Raw genomic sequence first — 10,921 nt, forward strand, 5'->3', positions numbered from 1 at the left:
TGCCGACCCTACGGGACGTCAACGGTGTGACGCGGTCCACTGGGTGACGCGTTCGGTGGTCCATGTGTTGACGATCCGGTCGGCCGGCACACCGCACAGCGCGGCACGCTCGCACCCGAGATCCAGCCAGTCCAGCTGGCCCGGGGCGTGCGCGTCGGTGTCGATGGTGAAGAGGCAGCCGGCCTCCCGGGCGACGGTGAGCATCCGCTTCGGTGGATCCAGCCGGTCCGGCCGCGAGTTGATCTCGATGGCCTTGCCGTGCTCCAGCACCGCGGCGACGACCTTGTCCAGGTCGAAGTCGCTGGGCGGCCGGGTCCGCGCCGTCCGGTGGGCGGCGTCGCCCTCGCCGGCGGCCGCCACCTTGCGCCCGGTCATGTGCCCGAGAACGTCCAGATGCGGGTTGGCGATCGCGGTCACCATCCGCCGGGTCATCCGCGCCGAGTCGTCGCGCAGCTTGCTGTGCACCGAGCCGACCACCAGATCGAGCCGGGCCAGCAGCTCGTCCTCCTGATCGAGACCGCCGTCCTCCAGGATGTCCACCTCGATGCCGGTGAGGATGCGGAAGCCGTCGGGCAGCGCCTCGTTGAGCCGGGCCACGTGGTCGAGCTGCCGGCGCAGCCGGTCGGCGGTCAGTCCGCGGGCCACGGTGAGCCGCGGCGAATGATCGGTGAGCACGAAGTACTCGTGGCCGAGGTCGGCCGCGGCCAGCGCCATCTCCTCGATCGGCGACCCGCCGTCGGACCAGTCGGAGTGCACATGGCAGTCGCCGCGCAACGCCGCCCGGATCGCGGCCGCCTCCGCCGGCAGGTCGGCGCCCTCGGTCGCGGTGATCCGGCGCAGATAGACCGGCTCCTCGCCGGCCAGCGACTCGGTCACGCAGCGGGCCGTGACCTCGCCGACACCGGCCAGTTTCGCCAGGGTGCCGGCCTCGGCCCGGGCGACCAGCTCGTCGTGCGGCGTCTTCGCGACCGCCGCGGCGGCCGACCGGAACGCGCGCACCCGGTAGGTGGCCTCGTTGGCCCGCTCCAGCAGAAACGCGATGCGCCGCAGATCGGCGACCGGATCACGAGGCGACGGCATGCCGCCAGCCTAGGTGTCAGCGGCCGAAGGCGTACGCATCCTTGCGGGCGCCGACGAATCTCCTCGCCGGGTCACCGGTGCTGATGTAGTGCCACGGGTACTTGGTGACGTGGTCGCCGATCCGGTCGAAGACGCTCGCGGCCCACCCGTACTCCCCGGCCAGGTAGAGCATCATGGCGAGGCCGTTGGCCCGGGCCGGCCAGCCGAAGACCGGCCGGAAGCCGGCGTTGAGCACCGAGTGCTGGGCCGCCACCACCAGGTCCTGCCGGGCCGCGGCGCTGCGGATGTGCTCCTGGTCCTCACCGGAGGGCAGGCGCAACCAGTACTCCAGGTGGGCGTCGGCCATCAGGGTCGGCAGCAGCCCGCCCGGCGTCGACCGGGCCAGCGCCTCACGGGCGAAGGCGAACATCTCGGCGTGGCTGCCGAACCACTTGTCACAGAGGTACTGCAGCCGCTGCTCGTGGGCGATCAGGTGCTCCGGCGCGTGCTTGACGACCGCGTTGAACCGGGCCGCCGCCTCGTCCCGCCCGACCTGCGACCCGCGTGCCGAAAGGGTCAGCCAGGTCCACGCCGTGGTGTCGGCCGGATCCCGCTCGGTGACCTCCTTCAGGCACGCCTCGGCGACTGCGAGCCGCTCGAAGAACCCGGCGAACTGCTCCTTCGACGTGTCCTCCGCATACGCCGAGCCGCGCGCCTCCCACGCCCACGCCACCCCACGGCAGCCCTGGATCAGCAGCGGCAACGTCGAGCCCGGCTCGTCCGCGACCCACTGGCCGATCCAGTCCTGCACGCCGGGGACGTCGCTGGCGAACTCCATGAGGTAGGCACGCCCGTCCGGGTCGGGCAGCGACGCGAAGACCCCACGGACGGTCTCCCGGTCCCGTGTGGTCAGAGCGTGGATCAGCGCCCGTGCCCGGGGGTCGCCGTGCGTCGGGTCGATGTGCGGTACCCGCGAGAACGGCCACATGTGTTGATCCTATTGGTCTTGCCCAGCGGATATCGAGATCGGTACCGTCCGACGGCCGCTCGATCGGGCGGCCGTACGGGGGAGGAAACGAACGGTCATGTCAACCGCGCTACGCGCCGCCGTCTCGGTGGCCATGCTTGTCGGCTTCTACGTGCTGGGCCTGCTCCAGCTGGCCGTGGTCGGCTGGCTGCTGTACGAGATCTGGACGCACATGCACGGCGCCGGAGCGGCCAAGCTCAGCTGGCTGCTGCTGGCCGCGGTCGGTGCGGTGCTCGTCGGTCTGTGGAAGGCGATCCGGGCCCAGCCGGGTGAGCCCGAGGGCCTGCTCCTGAGCCACGAGCAGGCGCCCGAGCTGTGGCGGACGGTCCGCGAGATGGCCGCCGAGGCCGGCACCCGCGCGCCCGACGAGATCCGCCTGGTCCCCGAGGTCAACGCCGCGGTCAGTGAGGACACCAAGGCGCTCGGCCTGATCGGCGGCACCCGGCGGCTCTACCTCGGCATGCCGCTGCTGCAGACCTTCACCGTCGACCAGTTGCGCTCGGTGCTCGCGCACGAGCTCGGCCACTACTCCGGCTCGCACACCCGGCTCTCCGCGGTCGCCTACCGCGGCCGGGCCGCCATGCACGAGACGCTGAGCCGGGTCGGCCGGTGGAACGTGTTCGGCTGGGTCTTCAAGGGCTACGGCATGCTCTACCTGCTGGTCAGCAACGCGGTGACCCGGCGGCAGGAGTTCGAGGCCGACCAGGTGTCGGTGCGGGTGGCCGGGGTCGACGCGGCGGTCAGCGCCATGCGCGAGCTGCCGGTCGTCGACGCGGCCTGGGACTTCTACTTCGGACGGTACGTCGCCTACGGCTGGGAGCACGGGTACGCCCCGGACGACATCTTCGGCGGCTTCGGGCAGCTCTACGCGGCGCGTACCGAGGAACTGGCCCGGCTGCGTGATCAGGAGCCGGACAGCGAGACCTCGCGCTGGGACACCCACCCGGCGATCGGTGTGCGGATCGAGGCCATGCGCGCCCTGCCGCCGGCGGAGCACGCACCCGACCGGCGTCCGGCCGCGACCCTGCTGCCGCAGCTCGACGGCGCCGGGCTGGCTCTGCAGGCGGCCGTCGTCGACTTCGGCCCGCGGACCGTGCTGCCCTGGTCCGATTTCACCGCCGCGTCGATCATCGCGGTCCAGCAGCGCCGCGCCGACCGGGTGTTCCGGTCCGCCGCCCGGCGCCTCGGCGTTCCGGAGGCCGGGCTGGCCGAGATCTTCGAGCTGGTCGCGAGCGGCCGGCTGGGCGAGCTGGCCGCCGAGTTCTTCCCGGACGCCGGCCGTGACGAGGCGGCCGCCGCGTTCGCCGACCCGATGGACGACCTGATCACCCTGGCCGCGGTGCGTTCCGGCGCGGCCCGCTGGCAGCACTCCTGGTCCGCCCCGGCCCAGCTGGTCGACGGCGAGGGCCGGCCGGTCGACTACGCCGAGATCGCCAAGCTCGCCGTCTCCCCGGCGACCGTCGGCGAGGCCCGGCAGCGGCTCGCCGCGATCGGCATCCACGTCGAGGCGGCCCGGGTCGTCGAGGCCAAGGCGACCGCGAGCGGCGCCGACGTCATCGGCGCGATGGCCAACGTGCGCGTCGACGAGCAGGAGCACGACCTGATCCTGCTGGACCGCGGGTTCCTCTTCGTGCCCGCGCCGAAGAGCAGCAGCGAGGGCGAGAAGCGGCTGCACGAGCTGCTGTCCAACAACGACCCGGCGGTCCTCGCCCAGCACTACCGGTTCGTGCCGTACGAGGAGGTCACCGCGACCCGGATCACCAAGGCCGTCCCGATCAACGCCGAGCTGGACCTGCACGGCGGCGTCACGGTGTCCATCAAGGAGCGCTGGGCGAGTGACCAGCTCGGCAAGAGCCGGGACACCCTGGAGGCCGTGCTGAACCGGATCAACGGACGGACGGAGTAGCGGTGCGGACCATCGACTGGGTCGGCGGGGCTGTCGAGATCATCGATCAGACGGCTCTGCCCGGTGAGGAACGCGTACTGCGGCTGCACACCGTGGGCGAGCTGATCGCGGCGATCCAGTCGCTGGCCGTCCGCGGCGCTCCGGCGCTGGGGGTGGCCGGGGCGTTCGGTGTCGCGCTGGCGGCCCGGATCCACGTCGACGATCCGGTGGCGCTGGCGGTGGCCGTACAGAAGGTGGAGACCGCGCGCCCGACGGCGGTGAACCTGGCCCGCGGCGCGCGACGGGCCGCCGCCCTGATCCCGCACGGGCCGGAGGCCGTCCTCGCCGAGGCGTGCGCCGTGCGGGACGAGGAGATCGCCGCCTCCGACGCGATGGCGCGGCTCGGCGCCGACCTGGTCGCCGAGCTGTGCGGGGCCCGGCCCCGGCTGCTCACCCACTGCAACACCGGGGCGCTCGCCGCGGTGACCGTCGGCACCGCCCTCGGCGTGGTCGGCGAACTGCACCGGCGCGGGCGGCTCGCCGGAGTGATCGCCAGCGAGACCCGGCCGCTGCTGCAGGGCGCCCGGCTCACCTCGTGGGAGCTGACCCGGTGGGGCATCGAGCACCGGGTCGCCGTCGACTCGGCCGGCCCGTTCCTGATGGCCCGCGGCGAGGTCGACGCGGTGATCCTCGGCGCCGACCGGATCTGCGCCAACGGCGACGTGATCAACAAGATCGGGACGTACTCGCACGCGCTCGGCGCCCGGCGGGCCGGCATCCCGTTCGTGGTGGTCGCGCCGGAGTCCACCGTCGATCACGACACCGTGTCCGGCGCGCAGGTGGAGATCGAGGACCGCGGTTCGGCCGAGGTCACCGCCTGGGGCGAGGCGGTGAACCCGGCCTTCGACATCACCCCGTTCGACCTGGTCACCGCGATCGTCACGGACCGCCGCGTGATCCGGGTCGATCGGGGCGAGAAACCTTAGGCCTTCTTCCAGGGCTTCATCCAGGGGCTCTCCGGCCATCCTTCGGCGGCGGCCATCAGCGGGTACGCGGTGGCGCCGTCGACGGTCTCCCGGATGACGTCGGCGTGCCCCGTGTGCCGCGCGGTCTCCTGGATCAGGTGCAGCAGCACCCAGCGCAGTGACCAGGCGTCGTACTCCTTCGGGTTCCACGGCACCGAGTGGTCGATCGGCACCGGGTGGTCGAGGTCCGCGATGTCCCGGACCGTCTTCTCGGTCGCCTCGGCCACCCGGTCGTACATCGCGAACAGCTCCTCGGCCGTCTCGTCGTCGCCGAGCACGAAGTTGCGCTCGTAGGCGCCGTAGTCGACCGGCTGCTCCTCACGTCGCACGATCGCCATCCAGTTCTCCTCGGTGGTGGCGACATGCTTGATCAGCCCGGCCACGCTGAGGGAGCTGGCGCTCGGCGTGGCCCGCAGCTGCTCGGGCGTCAGACCGTACGCGGTCAGTTTGAGCACGTAACGCATCTGGGCGAGGTAGGCGAGCAGACCGTCCTGCTCGTCGGTGACGGGGCGGACCTGACCGGGCATCGGAGACTCCCTGCGGCTGACGTCGTGGACACCGCCAACGTTAGGGAAGATAGCGGTCAGGTTCTGGCCGCTTCCCGACAAGTTCGCGACCTTTCACCTCGGTCACCCAACCGCCCGCGCGGCCCAGCGCCAGAAGCGCCTGAACATCCGCCGCGATCGTCTCCGGCCGGCCCGCCGTCGCCGGCCAGGACCGCCGGGCCGCGGACGCTCGCCCCAGGTGGAAGGTCAGCTCGCCGACCGGGTCGCGCGACTCCAGAACTCCCGCCAGCTGCTCGAGCTCACCGATGAGCCGGTGCAGCTCCCGATGCACCGCGCTCCAGTTGCCGCCGCACATCGCCGCGATCAGTTCCGGCCGGGTGGCGGCGACCCGGGTGCCGTCCCGGAACGAACCGGCCGCCAGCGCGCCGGCCAGCGGATTGGACAGCAACTGCTCGGCCAGCACGGCGGCGAACAGGTGCGGCACGTGACTGATCTGTGCCACCGCGGTGTCGTGCTCGGTCGCGGTCACCGGCACCACCCGCGCGCCCAGCCCGGTGAACAACCCGGCCAGCGACAGCCAGTCGCCGAGGTCGGGGCCGTGCGGCTCCAGGCACAACACCCAGGCACAACCCTCGAACAACCCGGCCTCGGACGCCGCGAACCCGGACGTCTCCTTACCGGCCATCGGATGCCCGCCGACGAACCGCCGGCCCGCCATCAGGTCCCTGACGGGACCCTTCACCGACGTCACATCGGTCACCAGGCCGTCATATCCGTCCAGGTCGGCGACCACTTGCGGCAAGATCGGCAGGGGTACGGCCACGACTGCCACAGCACTGCCGGCAACCGTCTCGCGAACCGACCCCGCGATCTCGAACCCGGCCGCACGGGCCAGCTCACCGGTGGCCGGATCGGCGTCGAAGCCCACCACGTCGTGCCCGGCCTTCGCCAGCGCCCGCAGCAGCGACCCGCCGATCAGCCCCAGCCCGATGACCGCAATACGCACACCGACGACTCTAGGCCTTGCAGCCGCTCTCCTTCGCCCAGGTGCCGACCGTCGCCACCGGGCTCTTCTGGCCGCCCTTGCGCCACGACGCCAGATAGGTGTACGGCCAGACGACCCCGCGCCGCACCTTCCAGTCGCCGGTCCTCGCGCACGGCGGCGAGATGCCGTAGTGCAGGTGGCAGACCCCGCTGGAGTTGCCGGTCTTGCCGGTCATGCCGAGCAGCTGCCCCGCCTTGACCCGGACCCCGGCCTTGATGCCGGACTGGACCTTGCTCAGGTGCGACCCGTAGTAGCGGACCCCGTCGTCACCCTCGATCGACACCGACAGGCCACCGTTGTTCGGCCCGTCCGGGTTGCCCTCGACGTAGCGGTCGGTGAGGCTGATCTCCAGAACCGTGCCGCTCGTGGTGGCCACGAACCGCGAACCGCAGTTGACGAAGATGTCGGTCGCCGGATACTTCGAGTGCGTGTTGCTCCAGTCCACGTTCGACGCGTCGACCGGGAACACGTACTTCACCGAGGTGGTCCCGGCGCTCTCCGACGCGCTCGGCTTCGGCTTCGCCTTGGCGCTCGCGCTCGGGCTCGCCGCCGCGGATGCCGACGCCGGCGGAGCGGCGCTCGTCGCGGCCGGCTCGGTGGTCGACGACGGCGTGGCCGGATCGACGAACTGCGGGGTCGTGCCCGGTGAAGCCGCCCCGTCACCGCCGCCGCAGCCGGCGAGGCAGACGGCCGCGAGCGTCAGACCGGAGAGGGTACGGAGTAGGCGCACCGCGCCATCCTGGCAGAAGACCGGAGATCGTGCAGGCCCGCCGATGGCTAGGCTGGCAGGGCGAACACGCAGAGGAGGAGTGGGATGGCAGACCGTCAGGTTTCGTGGCCCGCGGCCGCACCACCACCGCCCGGTTATGTGCCGCCGCGTGATCTCCCGCCGCCCCCGATGTTCACCGGCCTGCCGCCCCGGCCGGTCTACCGCGAGCCGCACCCCGTCTCGGCCGGGCCGGTGGTCAGCGGTCTGGCCGCCACGACCGTCTGGTTCGTGTTGTTCGGCAGCCTCGGGAGCGGTCTCGGGTCGTATGCGTGGTGGACCATCGGTGCCGCCCTGGCCGCCTGGGCCGTCGCCGTGGTGCTGGCGCTGCTCGGCGACCGGGGTGTGGCGGTCGGCGTGGCCGTGGCGAGCGGGGTGGCGCTGTCCGTCGCCATGTTCTTCGTCACGCTCCACTGGATCACCGTCATGGACTGGCCGTTGTGGTGATCTCCGCCACCCGATGTGCCCTCTTGGTAGCCCTGAGCAGTGGGTCTGCCGACATGCTGATCGACCCTTGACTAACGCCGCGCGGCTGCCGCACTCTCGGTCGCATGGCCCCCTCGCCACAACGGCTGGACCCTGATCGCAGCCGTCGCCGCCTTGAGCTGCTGGCCGCTCTGGCCCAGGCGAAATCGACACGCGAGTCGATGCCGTCGTCCCGTCTGCGTGGTCTCCGGCTCCGTGAGTTGATCGCGACGCGCCGCCGTCCGATGAACTGACTTCAGATCCGTCAAGGCGTGGCGCGATGCGCCCGCCGCCGCACCCGCTACCGTCAGGCGCTGAGAGACAAAAGTCGTGTTGGGGGAAATCGTGTCGATTTTCGCTGCCGCCGTCGCCCGCAGCAAGAACGGTTGGACGGCGTCGGAGCTGGACCTTACGGGCCTGGCCGACATCGACGAGGTGGTGGACGCGCTCCGGGACACCGAGCCGGACGCCGACCTCGCGGTGTTGTTCGTCGAGAGCGACGACGAGTACCTCGCCATCCTGCGCCTGGACGAGGGTGAGGACCTGCGGGTCTTCGGCTCGGACTCGGGCTTCGCCGAGGAGTCACGGATCGGTTCCGTGCTGCTCGGCGAGATCGAGACGCCGGCCCTCGGGCTGGACGATCTGGCCGCGGGGGACGACGAGGAGAAGCCGGTGGACCCGGACGCCGACCCGGTCGGCGACGCCGAACTGCTCGGCGATCTGGGCCTCAGCGCCCAGCGGCTGCTCGCCCTCTGCGCCATGGAGGGGATGCTGCCGTCCGACGTCACCGCCGAGATCTGCCAGAAGATCGGGTGCGGCGACGAGATGGAGGAGCTGCGCGAGGCGTGATACGCCGCCTGCAGCACGAGGAGTGGATGCGGCGGGCGCTCGCCGTCGCGTCCACCTCGCCCGAGGACGTCCCGGTCGGGGCGATCGTCCTCGGCCCCGACGGCGCCGAACTCGGCGCCGCCGGGAACGAACGCGAACTCACCGGCGACCCGACCGGCCACGCCGAGGTGCTGGCCCTGCGTCGGGCCGCCGAACGCCTGGGCACGTGGCGCCTGGCCGGCTGCACCCTCGTGGTCACCCTGGAACCGTGCACCATGTGTGCCGGGGCGCTGGTGCTGGCCCGGATCGCCACGCTGGTCTTCGGCGCCTGGGAGCCCAAGACGGGCGCTGTCGGCTCTCTCTGGGACGTCGTCCGCGACACCCGCCTCAACCATCGTCCCGAGGTCTACGCCGGCGTCCTGGAGCCCGAGTGCGCCGTCATGCTCCGGGACTTCTTCCGCTGAACCGCCGCCGCCGTTCCGGCCCGCTGCAACAGCGCTGCCCGCAAGCCGTCCTCGCCCCGGGGAACCACCGCATGTGCCCGGCGGTCGCTGTGCGGCCGGGAGCGGGCAGTCACGTCGCGGGGACAGGCTCGGGGCGGCGTGGTCCGGCGCGGGAGGTGTGGCTCGTACCGGATGAAGGGTTTGCTCTTCAGGCGTCGGCGATCGCGGTGTTGAGGCCGATTTTGACCATGTTGGTGAAGCCCTGCTCGCGCTGGGCGGAGTCCATCGCCTCGCCCCGCTTGATGTGGTCGGAGACGGTGAGGATCGTGAGGGCCTTCGCCTTGTAGCGGGCCGCGATCGTGTAGATGGCCGCCGACTCCATCTCGACCGCCAGGACGCCGTAGTCGGCGAGGCTGTCGTAGAGGTCGGGGCGGTCGGTGTAGAACGCGTCCGCGGCCAGGATCGGGCCCACCCGGATCGGGGTGCCGAGGGCCTCGGCCGCATCCACGGCGGTGCGCAGCAGACCGAAATCGGCCACCGGCGCGTAGTCGACCAGGCCGTCGAAGCGGGTCCGGTTCATGTTGGAGTCGGTCGCCGAGCCGATCGCGGCGATCACGTCGCCGAGGTTCAGGTCCATGGCGAGGGCCCCGCAGGAGCCGATCCGGATCACGGACTGCACGCCGTACTCGTTGATCAGCTCGTGGGTGTAGATGGACGCCGACGGCATACCCATGCCGGAGCCCTGCACCGAGACCCGGACGCCCTGCCAGGTGCCGGTGAAACCGAGCATCCCGCGGACCTGGGTGTAACAGACCGCGTCCTCGAGGAACGTCTCGGCGATCCACTTGGCCCGCATGGGGTCGCCGGGCAGCAGCACCCGCTCGGCGATGTCGCCCGGCTTGCCGCCGATGTGCACGCTCATCTCAATCCTCCGTTTTCTGTGGCCAGAGCGTCGATCTTGCCAGGTCAACGGGGTCGCGCTGAGTTATGGGTGACCCCACGACAAAGCCGTTGCGGCGTCCGGTAACGTACTTCCCGGTGGTGTGTCCGAGTGGCCTAAGGAGCACGCCTCGAAAGCGTGTGAGGGTTTACGCCCTCCGCGGGTTCAAATCCCGCCGCCACCGCCAGGAGAGAGCCCGATCCTCATGGATCGGGCTCTCTGGTTTTCTGCCCGGAGGGCTGTTACTGTCCGTGCCCGTCGGGCGGGTCCCCCGAGCGCCGGAGCGAGGGCTCGTCCGTTCGGCTGTTCTCCATGATCAGCGCCGCGGATGTAACGGTAGTGTTTCGTCCCCAGCTCAGAGCGCGAAATTACGGTGTGTAGCCGGATGTGGACGGCCCTAAAACGTAGGGTGTTGCGCAAGTCACGCGGGCCAAATACACCGGATCAGACAATGTGGTTCCGACCGGGCGTCGAGAAACTTTCGCAGAATCGCCCTACGCAGATCTGTCGATGTCTGTCCTAGATTTGTCACGTGAGAGTTGAGCATCACTGGTGGAATGGCGACGTCCGGCTCGCGCGCCGAGACGTCTACGTCCGCACCGACGGCAGTCTCTGGGAGGTCGAGGCCCAGATGGGCGGCCCCGAGGGCAAGTCGAAGGTGCAGCAGTGCCCCGGCAAGGCATCAGCGATGATCCTTGCCGACGCGTGGCGTGGTCCACGCTGGCGGTGGCGCGAACTCTGAGGTCGCGCCAGGAGCCCCCCGGCTGCGCCGCAAATGCTTGACCGACCCCGGCCAGCCTCGAACGGGCCGGACCCCACTGGGGTCCGGCCCGTTCGCCTCGTGTTTTGACCGTTCTTTGGGCAGGGTGGTCTGGCGGTGTGGTGTGGGTGTGTTCGTGGTGCGGGGTGAGGGCTGTCATTTGCCCTTGTGG

The 10,921-nt window shown here is 71.1% G+C and carries 12 protein-coding genes and 1 tRNA gene; 7 read left to right on the forward strand and 6 right to left on the reverse strand.

Going from position 1 to position 10,921, the window contains the following annotated elements:
• Positions 1 to 18: 18 nt before the first annotated feature.
• Entirely contained in the window at positions 19 to 1,080 is a 1,062-nt protein-coding gene (locus tag BM290_RS46325; protein WP_093622400.1) for a PHP domain-containing protein, read from the reverse strand.
• A 16-nt stretch (positions 1,081 to 1,096) separates the two neighbouring features.
• Positions 1,097 to 2,047 carry a hypothetical protein gene (locus BM290_RS46330; RefSeq protein ID WP_093622401.1) on the reverse strand — a complete coding sequence of 317 codons (951 nt, stop codon included), beginning with the start codon at positions 2,045 to 2,047 and terminating at the stop codon, positions 1,097 to 1,099.
• A 97-nt stretch (positions 2,048 to 2,144) separates the two neighbouring features.
• On the opposite strand from BM290_RS46330, the gene BM290_RS46335 reads away from it, so the two are divergent.
• Together BM290_RS46335 and mtnA are read left to right on the forward strand one after the other, a co-directional pair.
• On the forward strand, positions 2,145 to 3,992 hold the full coding sequence (locus tag BM290_RS46335; RefSeq protein WP_093622402.1) for a M48 family metallopeptidase: 1,848 nt from the start codon (positions 2,145 to 2,147) through the stop codon (positions 3,990 to 3,992).
• A 2-nt stretch (positions 3,993 to 3,994) separates the two neighbouring features.
• Positions 3,995 to 4,957, forward strand: coding sequence for an S-methyl-5-thioribose-1-phosphate isomerase (mtnA, locus tag BM290_RS46340; RefSeq protein ID WP_093622403.1), 963 nt, complete (start codon positions 3,995 to 3,997; stop codon positions 4,955 to 4,957).
• Here the strand turns inward: mtnA and BM290_RS46345 are convergent.
• Genes BM290_RS46345 through BM290_RS46355 form a run of 3 tightly spaced genes read right to left on the reverse strand, consistent with a single transcriptional unit; the run spans position 4,954 to position 7,277 of the window.
• The gene (locus BM290_RS46345) at positions 4,954 to 5,523 is read right to left on the reverse strand and encodes a DinB family protein (protein ID WP_093622404.1); all 570 of its coding nucleotides are present in this window, start codon (positions 5,521 to 5,523) and stop codon (positions 4,954 to 4,956) included. The two genes, mtnA and BM290_RS46345, sit on opposite strands and share 4 nt — an antisense overlap.
• A gap of 40 nt (positions 5,524 to 5,563) precedes the next feature.
• Positions 5,564 to 6,508 carry a prephenate dehydrogenase/arogenate dehydrogenase family protein gene (locus tag BM290_RS46350; protein WP_093622405.1) on the reverse strand — a complete coding sequence of 315 codons (945 nt, stop codon included), beginning with the start codon at positions 6,506 to 6,508 and terminating at the stop codon, positions 5,564 to 5,566.
• Positions 6,509 to 6,518: 10 nt separating this feature from the next.
• Positions 6,519 to 7,277 carry a M23 family metallopeptidase gene (locus tag BM290_RS46355; RefSeq protein ID WP_093622406.1) on the reverse strand — a complete coding sequence of 253 codons (759 nt, stop codon included), beginning with the start codon at positions 7,275 to 7,277 and terminating at the stop codon, positions 6,519 to 6,521.
• Positions 7,278 to 7,361: 84 nt separating this feature from the next.
• On the opposite strand from BM290_RS46355, the gene BM290_RS46360 reads away from it, so the two are divergent.
• The 3 genes from BM290_RS46360 (at position 7,362) to BM290_RS46370 (ending at position 9,070) form a co-directional block, all read left to right on the forward strand.
• Positions 7,362 to 7,760, forward strand: a complete 399-nt coding sequence (locus BM290_RS46360; protein WP_093622407.1) for a hypothetical protein — start codon at positions 7,362 to 7,364, stop codon at positions 7,758 to 7,760.
• Between the two features lie 363 nt (positions 7,761 to 8,123).
• Entirely contained in the window at positions 8,124 to 8,627 is a 504-nt protein-coding gene (locus BM290_RS46365; protein ID WP_093622408.1) for a tRNA adenosine deaminase-associated protein, read from the forward strand.
• An 8-nt stretch (positions 8,628 to 8,635) separates the two neighbouring features.
• Complete coding sequence (locus BM290_RS46370) at positions 8,636 to 9,070, forward strand: nucleoside deaminase (protein WP_373871156.1); 435 nt, start codon at positions 8,636 to 8,638, stop codon at positions 9,068 to 9,070.
• Positions 9,071 to 9,257: 187 nt separating this feature from the next.
• Here BM290_RS46370 and deoD read toward each other — a convergent pair whose 3' ends face one another.
• Entirely contained in the window at positions 9,258 to 9,971 is a 714-nt protein-coding gene (gene deoD, locus BM290_RS46375; RefSeq protein WP_093622409.1) for a purine-nucleoside phosphorylase, read from the reverse strand.
• 115 nt (positions 9,972 to 10,086) lie between these two features.
• On the opposite strand from deoD, the gene BM290_RS46380 reads away from it, so the two are divergent.
• Both BM290_RS46380 and BM290_RS46385 read left to right on the forward strand, forming a co-directional pair.
• Positions 10,087 to 10,176, forward strand: a tRNA-Ser gene (locus BM290_RS46380).
• 345 nt (positions 10,177 to 10,521) lie between these two features.
• Entirely contained in the window at positions 10,522 to 10,731 is a 210-nt protein-coding gene (locus tag BM290_RS46385) for a hypothetical protein (protein WP_093622410.1), read from the forward strand.
• Positions 10,732 to 10,921 lie beyond the last annotated feature (190 nt).

The organism is Actinoplanes philippinensis (assembly GCF_900113015.1).
Classification (GTDB): Bacteria; Actinomycetota; Actinomycetes; order Mycobacteriales; family Micromonosporaceae; genus Actinoplanes; species Actinoplanes philippinensis.

What these genes read in the sequence shown, in the direction of transcription:
- BM290_RS46325 (WP_093622400.1), bottom strand. Translation starts at nt 1,080, where the DNA reads ATGCCGTCGCCTCGTGATCCGGTCGCCGATCTGCGGCGCATCGCGTTT.
- deoD (WP_093622409.1), bottom strand. Translation starts at nt 9,971, where the DNA reads ATGAGCGTGCACATCGGCGGCAAGCCGGGCGACATCGCCGAGCGGGTG.
- BM290_RS46345 (WP_093622404.1), bottom strand. Translation starts at nt 5,523, where the DNA reads ATGCCCGGTCAGGTCCGCCCCGTCACCGACGAGCAGGACGGTCTGCTC.
- BM290_RS46330 (WP_093622401.1), bottom strand. Translation starts at nt 2,047, where the DNA reads ATGTGGCCGTTCTCGCGGGTACCGCACATCGACCCGACGCACGGCGAC.
- BM290_RS46335 (WP_093622402.1), top strand. Translation starts at nt 2,145, where the DNA reads ATGTCAACCGCGCTACGCGCCGCCGTCTCGGTGGCCATGCTTGTCGGC.
- BM290_RS46360 (WP_093622407.1), top strand. Translation starts at nt 7,362, where the DNA reads ATGGCAGACCGTCAGGTTTCGTGGCCCGCGGCCGCACCACCACCGCCC.